Genomic DNA, 17,391 nt, shown 5'->3' with positions numbered 1-17,391 from the left:
GAATTGACCATGTTCGAACTGCGAGTCTTGAGTGGTCTGCACCGAGGTGCGGCGTTGCCGCTGGTTGGCGAGCAATGGGTGGTCGGGGCGGCCGAGGATGCCGACCTGGCGCTTTACGATCCGGGCATCTGTGGGCGTCACGTGGGCCTGCGGCAGGTGCAGGGCCAGTGGCTGCTGGAACTGCTGGAGGGCACGGTTTGCGATGGACAAGGCCAGCCCTGGGCTGCGGCCGAGCCCTTGCAGAGCAATGCCCCATTTGCCGTGGCAGGCGTCTGGCTGTGCCTGGCCCCGGCCGATCAGCCTTGGCCCGAAGAGGCGGCGCTGGATGACGCCGCGCACTTGGCGGCGGAACGGGAAACCCTAAAGCCCGCGACACGGCCGTCGTGGCCCAAGCGCCTGGCCATTGCCGCAGCGGTGATCACCGTTGCCTCCAGCGCCTGGGCCTTTACCAGCCAGCCGGCGCAAACCGTGGCGCGCAGCCCGGCCCAGCAGCTCAAGCAGAGCAAGGTGGCCTTGGACAATGTCGAGGCGGTCCGCCTGGAGCTTGATCGCATGCTCCAGGAACGTGATTTGGGCGCCGGTGTGCGGGTCGAGAGCCAGGGCGACCGGCTGGTCCTGGTGGGCGAGTTGCCGCGTCAACGCCTGGCGATGGTCGAACGGCTGATCGAGCGCTTCCACGACCGCTACGAAACGCCGGTCGGGATCACGGCCAACGTCAAGGAACGGCTGACGAAGCTGCCGTTTCAGATCGCCCAGATCGTGGGCGGCAAGCATGGTCATGTGGTCACGGCCGATGGACGTCGGTTGTTCCTGGGTGACCAGATCGATGGCCTGCGCTTGACTGCCATCGACAGCGGCAAAGTCACCTTCGAGGGCGACCAACGCTACGAGGTCACTTGGTGATGACGCAGGCGGCCATCGCGCGACTGGAGGCCTGGGAGGCCGGGCAATTGGCGCACTTGCGTCGCTTCGCGCCGGTCATGGTGCGCGGGCGGGTGCAGCGGGTCAGCGGCATCTTGCTGCAGTGCCGACTGCCGGGGGCGCAGATCGGCGACCTCTGCCGGGTCGAGCGCGACACACGCGAGCCGCTGCTCGCCGAGATTGTCGGCTTCGACCAGCACGATGCCCTGCTCAGCGCCCTGGGCGGCCTGGAGGGGATCCGGGTCGGTGCGGCGGTGGAGCCGCTGGGCATGCCGCATCGGGTGTGCGTGGGACCGGAGCTGCTGGGTCAGGTGCTGGATGGCTTCGGCCGGCCTCTGTTGGACGGCGGGACGGGGGCGTTCGCCGGCCCGCATGTACTGCATGCCTCGGAAGTGATTGGCGAGGCGCCTGCACCCACCGCACGACCGCGTATCCAACGGCCCTTGATGACCGGCGTACGGGCCATCGACGGCCCGCTGACGCTCGGTGAAGGCCAGCGTGTGGGGCTGTTCGCCGGCGCCGGTTGTGGCAAGACCACGCTGTTGGCGGAGATTGCCCGGAACGTTGACTGCGATGTCATCGTGTTCGGCCTGATCGGCGAGCGTGGGCGCGAACTGCGCGAATTTCTCGATCATGAGCTGGATGATGAACTGCGGGCCCGCGCGGTGCTGGTGTGCGCCACCTCTGACCGCTCCAGCATGGAACGCGCCCGCGCGGCATTCACCGCCACGGCATTGGCCGAGGGTTTCCGGGCCCGGGGCCAACGCGTGCTGCTGCTCATCGATTCGCTGACCCGCTTCGCCCGGGCCCAGCGTGAGATCGGCCTGGCCGCTGGCGAGCCGTTGGGGCGCGGTGGCTTGCCGCCGTCGGTCTACGGCTTGCTGCCGCGTCTGGTCGAGCGGGCCGGCCTGACCAACGAGGGCGCTATCACCGCTTTTTATACGGTGCTCATCGAGCAGGACTCCATGAACGATCCCGTGGCGGATGAAGTGCGTTCGCTGCTCGACGGTCACATCGTGCTGTCACGCAAGCTCGCGGAACGCGGCCACTACCCGGCAATCGATGTGCTGGCCAGCCTGTCGCGAACCCTGGCCAACGTGGCCGAGGCGGAGCACCTGCGGGCGGGCATCAATCTGCGTCGATTGCTGTCGGCCTATGAGCAAATCGAATTGATGTTGCGCCTGGGCGAATACCAGGCCGGCGCCGACCCCTTGACCGACCTGGCGGTGGAGTCGCGAGGGGCCCTGGACGCCTTTCTGCGCCAGGACCTGCGTGAGCCGGAGCCGTTTGCGTCCACGCTCGCCCACCTGCAGCAGTTGACCGCTTATGTCCCGGGCTGATCTGGACGCCCTGGCGCCGATACGCCGCCACCGCGAAGCGCAAGCCGAGCGGGCGTGGCGCCAGCAGCGTGAGCTTTTGCGTGAGCGCGAAGCCGCGGTTGCCGCCGCGCGCGCGCAGATGCAGGCGACTCGTGAGCAGCAGGTGGTGCAGCGCGAGGCGTTGTACGGCGAGCACCGTGGCCGGGCGTTGAGCGTGTGCGAACTGAACGCCTGGAGTACCCAGGAACGTCGTTTGATCGGCGAGCTGGCCGAGCAAGCGCGGGCAGTGCAGGCACTGGACGATGAACAGGCGCAACAGGCACAGCACACGGCCGCTGCCCAGCAGCAGCTACAAGGGCGCCGGCGAGATCTGGAAAAGCTCAGCGCAATGATGGAGTGCCTGGTGGAGACCCCCAGCGATGAATGAACGCAGCGTGCGCGGTGCGCCGACACCGCACGGCAATCCCTCGGCGACCCCCGTCCGGCATCCGCCGCGGGCGTATGAGCAACCGCCTGCCCAGGTGAGCCGGGCAAGCCGTCCGGCGGCACGCGAGTCCGCCCCTGCCACCGGGCGTGACCCCGACATGACGGCAGGAAGCAGTGACGGTTACTGGTTCCGCCAATGGGTCGATGCGCCACGGGGCGGCACGCAGGATGACAGCGCCGGCACCGGTTCGCTGTCGGGCCTGGTGAATCTTCCGGGCGGTGAAGAGGAGGCGTTTGTCGACCAGCTCACGCCACGCTTGCGTGCCACGCTCGACCAGCAATTGGACCTGTTGCTGCATCTTCCCAACCTGGGCCGCATAAAGGTATCCGCCCGGCGGCTAGGCGAGGCGTGCGGGTGGGACATCGGCCTGAGCAGCGAAAGTGTCGACGTACAGGCGCGGCTGTCGAGTCGATCCGGGCGTCTCGAAGAGGCACTGACCCAAAGCCTGGGCCAGCCGGTGAGCGTGCGTGTGGCGCGGGAAGAAGAGGTTCGCGCGACATGACCGTCCATGCATTGGCGCTGCCGACTGTAGGCAGCGAGGACGCCACCGCCCGGCGACTATTAGGCATTGGCGTCCGGTTGCCCTTCGAGGTGGCGGGCGAGGAGGGCCTGCTGGAACTGACCCCGGGTGGCACCGCTGGGGGGACGCCGTGTGTGCTGGCGTGTGCCCATGGTGTCTTTACCCTGGACGAGCCCGGCGCGGTGCTCAGTCTGTTCGGTGAATGCCCGGTGGTCCTGCCTGCCGAACCCGGACCGGATGACGCGTGGTTCTGGTCGCTGTTCCAGCAAACCCTGGGCGAGCCCCTGCGCCAGGCATTCGGTTTTATCAAACCAGCGGCCGGGCCCGCGGTGCAGGGCATTGCCTGCCGGCTCGACGTGAGGGTGGGCGCGGCCCGCGTCACGAGCCATCTGGAAATGACCGGTGCGACCCTGCTGGGGCTGCTTCGCGCTACGCCTTGGCAGCGGCCGGCAGCGCCAGGGATCGCGGGCTTCGTGCTGCATGTTCCGTTGGAACTGGGACACCTGGCGCTGGCCGCCGGGCAGTTGGCGACGTTGCGCCCCGGTGATGTGTTGGTGCCGCAAACCGCTCTGTTCGATTCATCCGGCCAAGGGCTGATTCGCCTGGGCCGGCATTGTTTGCAGGTGCGGGTTCACAGCCGTGCCGCGCCGTTGCGCCTGACCTTGCTCGCTCTGGAGGAGACCGTTATGAGCACCACCGCCGACACCGACATCCTGACGCCGGACTGGGACGATAGCACCGGCTACGAACCTGACGCCCAAGCCGCCGAGGCGGCCGAGCACCCGGAGTCGGCCTATGCCGCCGCTGACACCGAGGAAGCGCCGATGACGGAGCCGGTCGCGGCCGAAGTCCCCGAGCGCTTCGACGACCTGCCGCTGGCGCTGACGATACGCTGCGGTCATTTGCAGCTGACCTTGGGCGAGCTGCGCAATCTGGCGCCCGGCGCGGTGCTGCAAGTGCAAGGCGTGGCACCGGGGACAGCGGCGCTGTTCTATGGCGAACGTGCCCTGGCCCATGGTGAGCTGGTCGAGGTCGATGGCCGGTTGGGTCTGCAAATCGCTCACGTGGATGTGGCTGGATGAGCTTCCAGGGGGTCGACCCCTTTCTGTTGGCGCTGTTCATTGGTGGGATTTCGCTGGTCCCCTTGCTGCTGATCATCTGCAGCGCCTTTCTCAAGATAGCCATTGTGTTGACCATCACCCGTAACGCCATCGGCGTGCAGCAGGTGCCACCCAATATGGCCTTGTATGCCATTGCCCTGGCCGCGACGCTGTTCATCATGGCGCCGGTGGGCCACAACATCGCCGAACAGGTGAAAGAACGGCCGTTGGATTTCAGCAATACCGAGGCGTTGCAAGGCTCTGCCTTGAACGCGATAAAACCGTTGCAGGCCTTCATGTCGCGCAATACCAACCCGGACATCCTCGCCCACTTGCTGGAAAACACCCAGCGGATGTGGCCCAAGGAACGCGCCGAGCAGGCCAGCCGCGATGACCTGATGCTGCTCATCCCGGCCTTCATGTTGTCGGAGCTCGAGGCCGGTTTCCAGATGGGATTCCTGATCTATATCCCGTTCATTGTCATCGACCTGATCGTGTCCAACCTGCTGCTGGCGCTCGGCATGCAGATGGTCGCGCCCATGACCATTTCGTTGCCGCTCAAGCTGCTGATTTTTGTCCTCGTGCAGGGCTGGACGCAATTGCTCGACAGCCTCTTCTATTCCTATCTTTGAGGATGTGCGATGGACGCGCTGACGTTGTTTAAGGAAGGCATGTTGCTGGTGGTCCTGCTCTCCGCGCCGCCCTTGATCGTGGCGGTGATTGTCGGTGTGCTGACCTCCCTGGTGCAGGCCTTGATGCAGATCCAGGACCAGACCTTGCCCTTCGGCATCAAGCTGGTGGCGGTCGGGTTGACCTTGCTGGTCACGGGGCGCTGGATCGGCGTGGAGTTGCTGGGACTGCTGCGCCGGGCATTCGAAATGATGGCCAACACCTGATGACGGCCCAGGCTTTCGGCCCGTATTTCGACTTGCTGCTGTCGATCGCGCTTGGCATGGCGCGCATTTACCCGGTCGCATACCTGGTCCCGGTATTTTGCTTCCAACACCTGCGAGGCTTGCCGCGCCATGCCGTTGTGTTTGCCCTGGGCATGTTGCCGGCGCCGGGTATTCGCCAGGCGCTGATCGACGCCCAGGTCAATTGGCTGTCGCTGGCCGGGTTGATGTTCAAGGAGCTGGTGCTGGGCTTCTTGCTCGGGGTGCTGCTGGCGATGCCGTTCTGGTTGTACGAGTCGGTGGGTGCCTTGCTGGACAACCAGCGCGGTGCGCTCATTGGTGGCCAGTTGAACCCGGCGCTCGGCAGCGACACCACGCCCCTGGGCCTGCTGTTCAAGGAGATGACGATTTTGCTGCTGGTCACCACCCTGGGCATTGGCACGTTGACCCAGGTGATCTGGGACAGCTACCTGGTGTGGTCGCCAACCGTTTGGTTTCCATTGCCTGGCGCGGACGGCTTCGGCGTGTTTCTTGGGCTGCTCGGCGAAATGTTCATGCACATGATGCTCTATGCGGCGCCCTTTATCGGCTTGCTGTTGCTGGTGGAGTTCAGCCTGGCGTTGCTCAGCCTGTATAGCCCGCAATTGCAGGTGTTCGTCCTCGCCATGCCGGCCAAGAGTCTGATCGGCCTGGGCTTCCTGCTGTTCTACCTGCCCACGCTGTGGGATGCGATGACGGGCCGTCTTGGTCGCTATGGCGAAATCCGGCATCTGCTGCACCTGTTGTTGCCGTCACCCTGAAGGAGGGCTTCGGGCATGAGCGAAGACAGTGGAGAAAAGACCAAGCGGGCGACGCCAAAGAAGATTCGCGACGCGCGCAACAAGGGCCAGGTCGGCCAAAGCCAGGACTTGAGCAGCCTGCTGGTGCTTGCGGCGATCACCGAAGTGGCGTTGACCCAGGCCGACGACAGCATGCAGGCCTTGGGAGACATGGTGACATTCCCGCTGCATCGGCTGGATGTCGATTTCGTGCGTGCCTTCGAGGAGACCTTGGCTCATGCCGGTGGCGTGTTGCTCAATTTCACCTTGATGACCGTGGGGTTGGCGATCGTCACGCGCCTGGTGGCCGGTTGGATACAGTTCGGTTTCCTGTTTGCCCCCGAGGCCCTTCAGCCCGACCCGAACCGCTTGAACCCGATGAACCAGGCCAAGCAGATGTTCTCCGGACAGGCGCTGATCAACCTGTTCATGGGACTGGTCAAGGCCGTGTTTATCGGCACCGTGATTTATCTGGTGACCCTGCCTGCACTCGGGTCGTTGATCAATCTGGTCAACGGCGACCTGAACAGCTATTGGCGCGGGCTGGCCAGTCTGTTTCGGCACATCATGCACATCTGCCTGGGCGTGTTGCTGGTGCTGGCGCTTCTCGATTTCGGCCTGCAGAAATATTTCTTCGCCAAGCGCCTGCGCATGAGCGAGGAAGAGGTGCGCAAAGAGTTCAAGGAAATGGAAGGCGACCCCCACGTAAAAATGCATCGCCGCAGCCTGGCCCGGCAATTGGTCGACCAGCCCGTCAACAAAGAGACCAAACCGGTGGAAGACGCCGACATGCTGGTGGTCAACCCCACCCACTTTGCCGTCGCGCTGTTGTATCGCCCCGAGGAAACGCCGCTGCCGCAGTTGATCGTCAAAGGTGTCGATGCCGAGGCCCGGGCGCTGATCGAGCGGGCCAAGGTGGCGCGGGTTCCGGTTATCCAGTGCATCTGGCTGGCGCGCACGATCTACCGTGAAGACGTCGGCGCCTATATCCCTCGGGAAACGCTCCAGGCGGTTGCCCACATTTATCGGGTGTTGCGCGAACTGGATGACGAGGCCAAGGGCGAGGTCATCGAGATTCCGGAGTTGAACCAGCGTTGAGGTCGATGGAACCGATGCGCACGCGCTTGCCACTCAGGGAATGAGCCAGGCTCGTCCGGAGGATACCGGCCTGCCGACAGTGCCCACCACACAGACATCGACTCGTGGAGGATTCCCATGCCCGAACCCAGACCCCTGACGAGCCCCTTAGGGGGCACAGGTGCCCTGCGGGGCACCGACAGCTTATCGCCATCGCGCTCACCCTCGCTGAGCCAACGACCCCGTGAGGCGCAGCAGCGCGAAGGCACCCAGAGCCTGCATGATCGGGGACGTTCTTCCTCGACACCACCGGCGGTGCATCAGCGCGGCCGCACCCGAACGCGAGACACCAACCACACGGCGGCACCGAATGACACGCAACCGCTGGATGACGCGCAAACGCCCAGCCGCACACCGGACTCTTTCATGAGCGAGATGGAAACCCGTCAGAAGCAGTTGATGGAAAAGCAGTTCCAGCTGCAAATGGGCATGGAGGAACGCCAGAGCGCCATGTTGCTCGTTAAAAGCTCCGCCGACATGGCCAAGCTGATGAGCGATACGGTGACGGAGGTCACCAAGGGCTTCATGGACAGCGCAAGGAAAGTCATGCAGGAGGGTGGCGAGGCGATGAAGCTTCGATAAAGCGATGAGCCTGCATAACCCTGTGTAGGAGCTGTCGAGTGCAACGAGGCTGCGATCTTTTCAAAGACACTTGAATCTCAAGCGAAAGATCAAAAGATCGCAGGCTTCGCCAGCTCCTACAGAGTCCCGCGGTAGTAATTCCAGGCCACGGGTGCCTATCCCAATCGGGTGCGGCTCATGTTGAGCGACGCCGGACGCGGACCGCCCGGCGTTGCAGGCACCGCCAAGCGCGCCCGAACGTCGCCGACCTGGGCGATGAAGCCCACGACCCAATGGCAGAACTGCACCTCATCGAGCATCGCCAGTGGGCAATGGGCACACAAGCGAACGCTGCTCTTGTCATCCAGGGCCAGCCAACTGCCGCCGAGCAGATCCAAGCGAAAGTTGAGTTCCAGCAAGCGCTTGTGCAAACCGGGCGCGTGGGCAGGTACATCGATCGAGCTATGGAGGATGGCGACATCGCCGTGACCGGGCAGCTCGATGACCACGGCTTCGCGGTTGCTCGCGTCATACAGCGCGCACACGCCACCTTCCAACTGCAAGTCCGCATGCAGATGTTCCGCGAGGGCCGAGATCAAGCGCTGGGCAAGCGGTGCGACGGTCATGGAAAACCTCCCTGAATAAAGCCTGTATGAATCACTGTGTTTTCCTCAATACGTGGCTGAGTAGTCGTCGAGGTCTTCCAGGCCCAGCAGTGACAATTGCCGGGACTGGATTTCATCGAGCAGTTCAATGGATATCGACGAGTCCGGCAGCGCCTGCCAGACCACGAGTGCTCGCTGCGGATCAAGAAATACGAACAACTGCGCGTAGTCGGTCGGGTGGGCGAAACGCCGTTCGAGGGCATGCTGGATCTGGTTTGCACGCAGCGCCTGGCTTTGTATTTGTAAGGCAAGCCCCACGCTGTGAGGCTCGCGTCGCAGACAGAACTCAATGCCTGGGGCTATTTCCCAATACGTTGCGATGCCGGCGATGATGTTCTTCTGGAAGGCCTGGCGAGTGCTTACGCTGTGTACCGAAAAAGACATAGCGTTTCAGTTCTCCAATGGGACGACCGAATGGTCCAGTGGGTGTTCGGGGGAGCCAAGGCCGCCGCGCATACCGGGTGACCACCAGATCACCAGCCGACCGTTGTCCGGTTCGGCGCGGCTGCAGGCATCGCCCTGGCAACCCGAGCGGTTCGCGCAGCCGGCGAACACCGGCAGGCTCAGCAATAAAACGAGCAGCAGTGGCGTGCGACTCATGGCAGGGTCCTCGCGCTGGTTTGCAGAAGAGAAGGGCGCTCGCCGCCTGGCGTGTGCGTGGGTTGTTTCATGACCACGAACACTTCCGTTTCCTCGCCGGGCTCAAGCCACACCTTCGGCCAGGCGGAGGTGGCCAGGGTCCAGCGACTGCCGCAGCTTGCCTCGTCGAAACGCAAGCGCCGCTGATCGTCGTTGCGTATCACGCCCACGGCGATGCCGTAATCGGGGCCGGCGAACCATTGGGCCCGGGCGGCGTCCAGCGATAGCCCGGGTTGCAACGCGCACAATGTGTCGGGCGAATAGGGAATCGATGGGGCTTGCTTGAACGTGGCCGGAATGTTGCCGTCGGCGAGTTGGGCGAGCACGTCGCTGACCTCGATACGACCGACGGGGCGGGTGCCGTTGCGACGCTCTTCCAGGCGGGCCATGGCGCTGTCGACCTGTTCGCGGTCAAGGGCGGAGATGTAGCGGGCCGGGTCGACCTGGTCACCGATCAGGCGCGGCGTCAGGATGAACACCCGCTCGCGGCGACTGGTTTCGCGGGTGGTCGAGGAAAACAGCAGCGGCCCGATCAGCGGGATGCGACCCAGCCATGGCACCCGTTCGAGGTTGTCGCCGGTCTCTTCGGTATGAAAACCGCCTACCACCAATGACCGGCTTTCCCCCATGACAGCCTGAGTGCTGACTACGCCCCGGCGCACGCTGGGCGTCTGCTGGCCGACCTCCGAGGGTTCGATACGGCCGTCCTCGATTTCCAGGGACATCTGGATCTGGTTGCGGCCCCCGGTCTCGATGGCATGGGGCACGACCTGCAAGCTGGTGCCTGCCGTGATGGGTTCGACAGTGGCTACACGCTCGCCGATGGCCGAGATGTACTCGGTCCGGCTGAAGTCGATGACCGCCGGCTGGTTCTCCAGGGTCAGTACCGACGGGTTCGCCACCACCGAGGCCAGGCCACGGCCCTCCAGGGCCCGCAGTTGCGCGGAAAAATCGCCGTAGTCCTGAATGAACACCGTCGAGCTGGCGCCAGGTCGAATCATCGAGGCGCCGCCGATCAGGTCGCCGCTCTCGACGTTCCAGTTCGAGGCCAGCTCGGCCAGTTGGGTGCGGTCGATGTCGAGGATGATCGCGTCGATTTCCACCAGCTTGCGCGGCACGTCCACATCGCGAATCAGCGGCGTGTAGATTTCCCGTCGCTTGGGGGCGTCGTAGATGAGCACCGCGTTGTTGCGCACGTCGGCTTCGACGCGGATCTTGCCCCGGCCGCCTGCACCGCTGTTCGCGCCGGATGGTACGCGGCTGGTGTTCGGACGACCCATGCCGTTCATTGCCAACTGTTCGATATTGCCCATGGTCATGGACTGCTGGTTCTGCATGTTCTGGAACGACGCCTGTGGAGAGGCCGTCTGCATGCCCCCCGACACGGCGCTGCGACTTTCCAGCAAACCTTTCAGGATGCTGGCGACCCCGGGAATGACCAGCGTTTCGCCGCGGTACTTGACGTTGCGGTCGGCGGCGGTGGCATAGCGCAGCGGGAAACTGATCACTTCCTGCTTCTCTTCGGGTGTCTTGCGCACTTCGGCAAACTGCGCCACCAGGCGCACGTAGCGCTCCGGGCCGGAGACCAGGACCACGCCTTCGTCGGGCAATTCACCCCAGCCGAAACGCGGATCCAGCAGGCCGATGTCGGTCAAGGCCTGCTTCATGTCCGGGACGGCATCGGCGGATACTTCCAGGCGCGTGGAGTCTTGGTTCTGCAAGGGGCTGACGTACAAGGTGTTGCCGTACATGAACCACTGGAAGCGATTTTCCAGGCCGAGCCTGTCGAGGAACGCCTGGGGACTTTCGGCGCGCATCCGGCCGTCGACGGTGCCTTTCACGGTGCCATCGATCACCAACTGCACCGCGAAGGTATTGGCGAAGTCGCCGAGTACCTTGGCCAGCGGCGTGCTTTGGGCGTCATAGGCGTAAGGCGTGTTCTTCCAGTCGGTCGGGACTGCCGCCTGTGCCGGCAGGCTAGCACCCAGTGCACCGGTCAGCGCCAGCGCGATCAGCGAAGGTCCCGTCCAGCGGTGTGCGATCAACTGGCGAAGGTGTACTTTGCCTGCGGTCATCAAGCGGTACGGTGCAAGCCACCTGTTAGGCATGACGGATTCCTGTTCCGAGCAAGTGAGAGTGCGAGAGGCGTCGCGCCACTGGCGCGGCAACGGCTCGTTGGTCTTTATTGAGAATCGATTGCCAGGTGTCACGCTGGTTGAGCAGTGCTTCGAGCACCTCGATCAAGTCGTCGATGTGCCTGTCCGGCGGCAGTTGCGCCAGTAGCCACAACCGGCCGTCTTGTGGCGAACGGGCCAGCGCGCCGGGAAATCGCGAGAGGCTTGGGTGCGCCAGCCGAAGCAGGTCTTCCAGAGCCACCTCGCGTGTCGCCGGGACGCTCAGCTCGACCGATACCAGCAGGCCCTCTTCGAGCTTGCTGAACGTTGCGTCGCCATCGTCGATGACAACGGTGAAGTGCTCCGGGCCATCGACGCTGGCGCTCCAGCGGGTGAGCTGTGTGCGCAGCTCATGGCATTGCATCGATGATCGCCTTGGCGAGGTTGTGATGGGCCGTGGTCTGTTGAGTGGCTGCGTTCACCGCGACGGACATGCCGTTCATGCTGGTCACGAATGAGTGCATGTCGTCGAGTGACTGACTTTCTGCTGCGTTCATCGCAGCGTTGTTGACGTTGTCGGTCGCGCGTTGGAAGTAGGTGTCGAGGCGGCGCTGGACGGCATCGGCGGAAGACATGGGCGGTTCCTCTGGGCTAGGCATGTTCACGGTGTGAGTGGTGGGTATGCCGTTGGCGGTTCCGCGCGGATGAGGAAAAAAACTGACGGGGTGATGGTGGCCTTAGTATCCGGACAGGATTTCTTTGACCGGGTACATATCCTTTGCTGCGGTAACGGCTGCTTAGGGTTCCGCCCTTACGGCGGGTCACTTTTTTCAGACGCCAAAAAAGTAACCAAAAAGGCTTTGCCCCACCACTCGGTGCCTCGCCTAGGCTCGGCATGCCCGAACGAAGGCATTGCTCCGTGGGCCCGCCGCGAAGGGCCATCCATGGCCCAGCGCGGCTACCTCGGCATCCATGCCGAGGTGCCCACTACGCAATGCCTGCGTTCGGCCATCGTGGTTAACCGGGCGCCGAGATCAACGTCCGCCGCGAGGCGGCCTAGTAGCCGACCTGGCTCTCCCGGTCGTACTTCGATCCATTTGTGGGAGCGAGCAAGCTCGCTCCCACAGTTTTTTCCGGGGTGTTCACAGGCATCGCAGTCACCCCAAATCCCCTGTGGGAGCGAGCTTGCTCGCGATGGCGGAGGGTCAGCTTGCGGTGATGTTTTGTGGTTCGGGCAGACGCAGGGCCTCGACGGCGGTGGGCCAGTCGAGCTGGTATGTACCGCCTGGTGTTTCCAGCTTCAGTTGATGTCGTTCCATGTCGGCATCGGCCACTGGCGTCCAGGGGCGTCGGCTGTCGGTGCCCAGGCTCCGGGTCAGGCTTGCCAGGTCTTCAGGATGACAGCGAAGGGTGGCGCTGATCGGGTCGTCCTGACGCGACGCCAGTTGGCGGACGAGCGCATCGATGCGTGCCTGCTGCGGGACCTCGTTCAACAGCGTCCCCAGGGCCTCGTTGACCAAATGTGCAGCACTGCTCTCGATCCGCTCCCACATGGCTTGACGCTGGGTGTCCCATGCGGCGAGCAAGGTTTCGGCCTTTTCCCAGAATTGCGCTTGAGCCTCGAGCACGGTCGCGTCCGCCTCTGCGTTGGCGCGTTCAAGCAATTGCCCCGCCTGCGCCTGGGCCTGTTCGAGGACGACCTGTGCGCGGGCACAATCAACCAGGGTTTCGCGCGCGATGTAGGGCTGCGACAGGCCCTGGCCATCGGGGCGCAGTTCAAGCGAACGCCGAGCGAGCATCGTGTCTCTCCGTTTGGATAGGGGCCGAGGGTGCCAGGCTTTGCTCAGCTTTCCAGCAGGCGGACTGCCAAAGCGTGTTCAGCTTGGCGGCTGGCGGTTGAGGGGCTGGCGCCGATTCGATGGCGATGATTCTGTCGCGTGGGAACGCCAGGCGCGCGCGTTCCCAGGCCCGTTCGTCCAGCCATGCGCGCAGCAGGGCGAGTGGATCCTGGTCTTGTTCGAGCCAGTGCCCCGGGCGCAGGGCTCTGGCGGTGCGCTCGCACCAGGCCCGGTCCTGCGCCGAAAGTGCCTGTGTTGCCGTTAACGGTGCGCAAGTGTTCGCCACCAATTCGCAGGCAAGGGCCAAGGTCCGGGGCGTGCCGCAGAACAGCGATTGCAGCGCCGGGCTGGGTGGTGGTGGCGTGCATGGCGTCATACCGAAGCTGTGGGCAAGCGCGGCATGTTGCCCTCGGGCGAGGACGTCGATCTGTGGCGCGGTCAGCAGGCCAAGCGCCGGCGAATACCAGCCCCGGTCTGCTTCGCGCCACGCGAGGCTCCACCAGCGAACCCATGCAATTTCCGCCGTCATGCGGCGGTCCCGTTACTGTCGGGTTTGGTCCCCGGGTTTTTCACGGCGAACAGCCCAGGTGTCGCGCTGCTTTGGGGGGCGGCGGGCGTCCTGGCTGGTTTGCTGAACTTGCGATCGAGAAGTCGTGGCAGCACTAACACGCCTTGGCGCCATAGCCGGTAGAGGCCATACAAGACGCCCATCAGGATGGCAAGCAAGGTGATGCTTGCCGTCACGGTCACCGCCCGCCAATAGCCGATGTCGTCGGCCTGCATGAGGAACGGGCCGAAATACGCCATCTTGCGCCGCTCCTGATACGGTGCGGCGGGAACGAAGACCACCGATAATTTGGTCGGGTTCTGGGTAGCATCGGCCATGCCGGGGATCCCGCTGGCGACCAGGTTGCGCACGCGCGGGGTAATGCTGTCGGGGTCCAGGGCATTGGTGTGCTTGATAAACACCGAGGCCGATGCGGGTTGGACCGGCTCACCCGGGGCCACCCGTTCCGGCAGGACCACATGGACCCGGGCGAGCACCACGCCGTCTATTTGTGAAAGCGTCGATTCGAGCTCCTGGGACAGCGCATAGATGTAGCGGGCACGTTCTTCCATCGGCGTGGAAATGACCCCTTCCTTGCGGAAGATCTCCCCCAGGCTGGAGCGTGAGCGACGCGGCAGGCCGGCGGCCTCGAGTACCTGGACGGCGCTGTTCATGTCGGCAGGCTCGACCAGTACGGTCAGCCCGTCTTTATCGACCTGCTTGCTCGCTTCCACGTTCTTGTTCGCCAATTCGGCGATCACTTCGTTGGCATCCTGCTCGGAAAGATGGCTGTGCAGCGCCGTCCGTTCATCGCAACCGGTGAGCAGCAGACACAGCAACAGTGTTGAGAATGCGCGCATGGACATGACCGGCTTTCCCTTTACTGAAGATTGGTGAGCTTCTCGATTGCCTGGGAGCCCTTGCTGACGATTTTCGCGGTCATCAGGCTTTCCAGGTGGAAGGATGACAACGAGCGGTTCGACTGCAGCATGTCTTTCGGGTCGGCGGTGCGGATGGCCTTGAGCATGTCCCGGTTGGCGCGATCGTCCAGTCGCTGCAATTCGCCGGAGCGGCTCGACAACGAATCGATGATTCTTGCGGCGACATTGTTTTCACTGTCCGGGGCGGGGGCTTTGTCGCGCATTTGCGCGTTGAACCAACTGACATCGCTGGTCTCGGCGCTCGCGTGTGGCTTGGCGCTGGTTTTGGCAGCGGTGGAGGCGAGGTTGCTGGGGTCGATGGCTTGTACGTCCATGGCGTTTCTCCTGTTTCAAAGGCTTGCTTCAAAGTGTCAGTTTCAAAGGGCGGGTGCCTTCAGGCGCACATCAGCCTCAAGACGTTGCGAGCGCTACCGGTGACGCTCAGGTGAAACTCGATTTCCTCCCGGTTGCGCCGGGTACGCTGGCGCAGCGGGGGCTGCTGGCCGGCCAGGCGGGCAAGGGCGAAGTCCAGCTCTTCCAGGGCAAGCTGGAACAACCGGGTTTCGCGAGCATCCAGCGCTGTGCCGCGGGCAATGCGTTCGGTCCATGTCCAGCGTTCTGCGTCGGGGGTCGCCGGTGGGGGATAGCGCGCCGGGTGCTGGTCCATGAACGCGGCGATCTCGAACAACAGGTCCTGGTCGTCTGGTTCATACCGCGCCTGGCCGTCACCTTCCTCGATGTCCAGCAGCGTCAGCAGTTTCCTGCGGCCCAGGACCGCGATGATCTTGAGCAGCAGCGACAGGCTCGCGTCATGACGACTGCGCCGCGTGGCGTGATCACCCTCCATCTCCCAGGCGCCGAACAGCGCGCCACAGAAGGGGTTGTTGGCATTGCCGAAATCACTTTGGCTGTCGACATCGTTGTCACCGATGGGCTGCCGGCGATGGGCGAACATCTGCGCCAGATCGTTGAACAGGTCTTCATTGGAATAGGCATCATCGATGTCGACGTCGAGATTGGAACCGGTGCCACCGTTGATCTCCTCCAGGATGTCTTCCAGGACCAGTCGCAAAGGGTCGTCGGTCTCTGCGGCCAATCTGTCCTGGGGGCTGGGCCAGCCGAACCGCGACTGTCCGCCCGTCGAACCGTGTTCGGCGCCCCACTGGACGAGCGACTCCCTCAATCGGTCGCCGGTCCCGTGCAGTGCCAGATGCTCGGCGACCACGTTCGCCAGGCCCGGCGGGGTAGGGGCGGGGCGCCGCGTGGACTCGTCATGGGGCAGGTCTCTCTGGGCACGAAGGCTGTCTGGCAAGTCGATGTGCATAGGGGCCTCCTCGCATCGCGCTTGAAGTTACCCCGCCGGAGCGGGGCTGAAGCGAGAGGGTCAGAATCGTATGTTTTTCGAGGCCTCCCCCATGGCGGTGATGGCTTTGGTTGCGGTGTCCATCGACCCTGCCGCGATTGCGTTCATGGTGTCGGCGACCAGTTTTTTCTGGTCGAATTGGGATTTCATGGTTGTCATCGCAGCCGAGGTCGCGTCCATCTGCTGCATGGCAGCCGTGGAAGCGGCGAGAGAAGCTCCACCAAAACTCATAGTCGTATCTCCGGGTTGTGGAATGGCAAGACGATCGTGAACGTCTCGATGGTTAAGTGGCGACCGTTGTGTAAACGGTTCCACCGATCCCACTCAACTCGTCGATATTTGCAGGCACTTCATCCGGTAATACAGCGTGCGCCGGGCGATACCCAGTTCGGCGATGACCTTGTCGATGCAATGATGGTGGCGGCGCATGCAGTCCTCGATGAGGATTTTTTCGAACTGCTGCAGGTGCTCTTTCAACTTGAGCGTCGAGCTGTTGTGTTCCAGTTGCTCGGCGCGGGGCAGTGCCGGCAAGCCGAGCACGTATCGTTTGGCGGCGGATTGCAGCTCGCGGATGTTGCCAGGCCAGGCGTAGCCGAGCAGTTGGCGCAACAGCGCTGGCGACGGTGCGACGTAGGGCCGGTCAAGTGCCTGGGCCTCCCGGCGCACCAGCGACTGGAACAGCGGCACGATGCGCTCCTTGCGGCTGCGCAGTGGAGGCAGCTTGAGGCTGATGATGTTCAGGCGAAAATAAAGGTCCCTGCGAAACTCACCACGTTCGACCATTTCTCCCAGCGGGCACTGGGCGGAGGCGATCACTCGCATGTTCACCGGGATGCTCTGGGTCGAGCCCAGGCGCTGGACCGTCCTGGATTCCAGGACTCGCAGCAGCTTGGCTTGCAGGCCCAACGGCATGCTGTCGATTTCGTCCAGGTACAGCGTGCCGTTATGCGCGGCTTCGACGAACCCCGCGCGATTTTGGTTGGCCCCGGTAAACGCGCCGGTGTTGGCCCCGAAAAGCTGGCTCTCGGCGAGGGTTTCGGGAATGGCGGCGCAGTTGATGGCAACGAACTTGCCGGAGCAGCCGGACATGCGATGGATCTTTTCTGCCAGCGTGTCTTTACCGGTACCCGTCTCGCCGCGCAGCAACACGTCGATCATGAGCGGAGCGACGCTTTGGACGAACGCCTCAAGGTTGAGGGCATCTTCTTTATAGGGATTGGAAAGTGCAGCGCATAGCAGCTTTTGCATCACTGACGATTCCATTTCTTGTTTGGTTAGGAGGGTCGACAAGTTGAACGATGAAAAGGCGTGTGAAACTTCCTCTAGTTAGCGCCGCCGCGCGACTGCACTGGTAATGAACATTTTGCTGGTCACGAGGTTTAGAGAAGAGATTAAAAAAAAGTTCATGCTGGCACGGCCGCTGTTAATCGATTCAGCTAAACGGTCAACGGAGCTCAATTGCCCTGCACAACCCGTCTGGCATGGGGCACAGGCCGAAAAGGATCGGTAATGGCGCCGTTTGGAAAAATTGGATCCGACAAACGGTTCA

23 protein-coding genes are annotated in these 17,391 nt (G+C 63.4%); 10 read left to right on the top strand and 13 right to left on the bottom strand.

Translation table 11 applies throughout. The features are described from left to right. Positions 1–9: 9 nt before the first annotated feature. The 10 genes from KI235_RS28820 (at position 10) to KI235_RS28775 (ending at position 7,777) form a co-directional block, all read left to right on the top strand. Complete coding sequence (locus KI235_RS28820; RefSeq protein ID WP_003206613.1) at positions 10–903, top strand: FHA domain-containing protein; 894 nt, start codon at positions 10–12, stop codon at positions 901–903. Next, entirely contained in the window at positions 903–2,261 is a 1,359-nt protein-coding gene (locus KI235_RS28815) for a FliI/YscN family ATPase (protein WP_013694489.1), read from the top strand. Before KI235_RS28820 ends, KI235_RS28815 begins: the two co-directional genes overlap by 1 nt. Next, complete coding sequence (locus tag KI235_RS28810) at positions 2,248–2,667, top strand: YscO family type III secretion system apparatus protein (RefSeq protein ID WP_013694488.1); 420 nt, start codon at positions 2,248–2,250, stop codon at positions 2,665–2,667. Before KI235_RS28815 ends, KI235_RS28810 begins: the two co-directional genes overlap by 14 nt. Continuing rightward, positions 2,660–3,229, top strand: coding sequence for a type III secretion protein (locus KI235_RS28805; RefSeq protein WP_148262355.1), 570 nt, complete (start codon positions 2,660–2,662; stop codon positions 3,227–3,229). Before KI235_RS28810 ends, KI235_RS28805 begins: the two co-directional genes overlap by 8 nt. Then, on the top strand, positions 3,226–4,329 hold the full coding sequence (gene sctQ / locus KI235_RS28800) for a type III secretion system cytoplasmic ring protein SctQ (RefSeq protein ID WP_013694486.1): 1,104 nt from the start codon (positions 3,226–3,228) through the stop codon (positions 4,327–4,329). The genes KI235_RS28805 and sctQ overlap by 4 nt, the downstream gene beginning before the upstream one ends. After that, positions 4,326–4,979: a type III secretion system export apparatus subunit SctR gene (gene sctR, locus KI235_RS28795; RefSeq protein WP_003206605.1), complete on the top strand. Its 654-nt coding sequence runs from the start codon at positions 4,326–4,328 to the stop codon at positions 4,977–4,979. The genes sctQ and sctR overlap by 4 nt, the downstream gene beginning before the upstream one ends. A gap of 9 nt (positions 4,980–4,988) precedes the next feature. Beyond that, positions 4,989–5,243, top strand: a complete 255-nt coding sequence (gene sctS, locus KI235_RS28790) for a type III secretion system export apparatus subunit SctS (protein WP_003206603.1) — start codon at positions 4,989–4,991, stop codon at positions 5,241–5,243. After that, on the top strand, positions 5,243–6,040 hold the full coding sequence (gene sctT / locus KI235_RS28785) for a type III secretion system export apparatus subunit SctT (protein ID WP_003206600.1): 798 nt from the start codon (positions 5,243–5,245) through the stop codon (positions 6,038–6,040). Before sctS ends, sctT begins: the two co-directional genes overlap by 1 nt. Before the next feature lie 15 nt (positions 6,041–6,055). Then, a complete protein-coding gene (gene sctU / locus KI235_RS28780) occupies positions 6,056–7,156 on the top strand; it encodes a type III secretion system export apparatus subunit SctU (RefSeq protein WP_003206599.1) in 1,101 nt (366 codons plus the stop codon). Between the two features lie 117 nt (positions 7,157–7,273). Then, positions 7,274–7,777 (top strand): hypothetical protein, encoded by a 504-nt coding sequence (locus KI235_RS28775; protein WP_003206597.1) that lies wholly within the window; start codon positions 7,274–7,276, stop codon positions 7,775–7,777. Between the two features lie 155 nt (positions 7,778–7,932). Here KI235_RS28775 and KI235_RS28770 read toward each other — a convergent pair whose 3' ends face one another. The 13 genes from KI235_RS28770 to KI235_RS28710 form a co-directional block, all read right to left on the bottom strand. Next, positions 7,933–8,382 (bottom strand): type III secretion system chaperone, encoded by a 450-nt coding sequence (locus tag KI235_RS28770; RefSeq protein ID WP_003206595.1) that lies wholly within the window; start codon positions 8,380–8,382, stop codon positions 7,933–7,935. Positions 8,383–8,427: 45 nt separating this feature from the next. After that, a complete protein-coding gene (locus KI235_RS28765; RefSeq protein ID WP_003206593.1) occupies positions 8,428–8,805 on the bottom strand; it encodes a hypothetical protein in 378 nt (125 codons plus the stop codon). Between the two features lie 6 nt (positions 8,806–8,811). Continuing rightward, a complete protein-coding gene (gene hrpT, locus KI235_RS28760) occupies positions 8,812–9,021 on the bottom strand; it encodes an HrpT family type III secretion system protein (protein WP_003206591.1) in 210 nt (69 codons plus the stop codon). Then, a complete protein-coding gene (gene sctC / locus KI235_RS28755; protein ID WP_003206589.1) occupies positions 9,018–11,168 on the bottom strand; it encodes a type III secretion system outer membrane ring subunit SctC in 2,151 nt (716 codons plus the stop codon). Before sctC ends, hrpT begins: the two co-directional genes overlap by 4 nt. Beyond that, positions 11,161–11,598: a type III secretion system chaperone gene (locus tag KI235_RS28750; protein ID WP_003206587.1), complete on the bottom strand. Its 438-nt coding sequence runs from the start codon at positions 11,596–11,598 to the stop codon at positions 11,161–11,163. Before KI235_RS28750 ends, sctC begins: the two co-directional genes overlap by 8 nt. Next, complete coding sequence (locus tag KI235_RS28745) at positions 11,585–11,809, bottom strand: type III secretion protein (RefSeq protein WP_003206585.1); 225 nt, start codon at positions 11,807–11,809, stop codon at positions 11,585–11,587. The genes KI235_RS28750 and KI235_RS28745 overlap by 14 nt, the downstream gene beginning before the upstream one ends. 570 nt (positions 11,810–12,379) lie before the next feature. Then, complete coding sequence (gene sctL, locus KI235_RS28740; protein ID WP_003206583.1) at positions 12,380–12,973, bottom strand: type III secretion system stator protein SctL; 594 nt, start codon at positions 12,971–12,973, stop codon at positions 12,380–12,382. Next, complete coding sequence (locus tag KI235_RS28735; RefSeq protein WP_003206581.1) at positions 12,951–13,541, bottom strand: hypothetical protein; 591 nt, start codon at positions 13,539–13,541, stop codon at positions 12,951–12,953. Before KI235_RS28735 ends, sctL begins: the two co-directional genes overlap by 23 nt. Next, entirely contained in the window at positions 13,538–14,425 is an 888-nt protein-coding gene (sctJ, locus tag KI235_RS28730; protein WP_013694482.1) for a type III secretion inner membrane ring lipoprotein SctJ, read from the bottom strand. The genes KI235_RS28735 and sctJ overlap by 4 nt, the downstream gene beginning before the upstream one ends. 14 nt (positions 14,426–14,439) lie before the next feature. Then, a complete protein-coding gene (gene sctI / locus KI235_RS28725) occupies positions 14,440–14,814 on the bottom strand; it encodes a type III secretion system inner rod subunit SctI (protein ID WP_003206577.1) in 375 nt (124 codons plus the stop codon). Positions 14,815–14,873: 59 nt separating this feature from the next. After that, the gene (locus KI235_RS28720; RefSeq protein ID WP_013694481.1) at positions 14,874–15,803 is read right to left on the bottom strand and encodes a type III secretion protein; all 930 of its coding nucleotides are present in this window, start codon (positions 15,801–15,803) and stop codon (positions 14,874–14,876) included. Positions 15,804–15,863: 60 nt separating this feature from the next. Next, positions 15,864–16,073, bottom strand: a complete 210-nt coding sequence (locus KI235_RS28715; protein ID WP_003206573.1) for a hypothetical protein — start codon at positions 16,071–16,073, stop codon at positions 15,864–15,866. A gap of 93 nt (positions 16,074–16,166) precedes the next feature. Then, positions 16,167–17,090, bottom strand: a complete 924-nt coding sequence (locus KI235_RS28710; RefSeq protein ID WP_003206571.1) for a sigma 54-interacting transcriptional regulator — start codon at positions 17,088–17,090, stop codon at positions 16,167–16,169. Positions 17,091–17,391: the final 301 nt, after the last annotated feature.

The sequence above is a fragment of the Pseudomonas sp. St386 genome (assembly GCF_018325865.1).
Lineage (GTDB): Bacteria > Pseudomonadota > Gammaproteobacteria > Pseudomonadales > Pseudomonadaceae > Aquipseudomonas > Aquipseudomonas brassicacearum.
The sequence above is the reverse complement of the archived record's forward strand: the minus strand, read 5'-3'. Positions and strand labels throughout refer to the sequence as shown.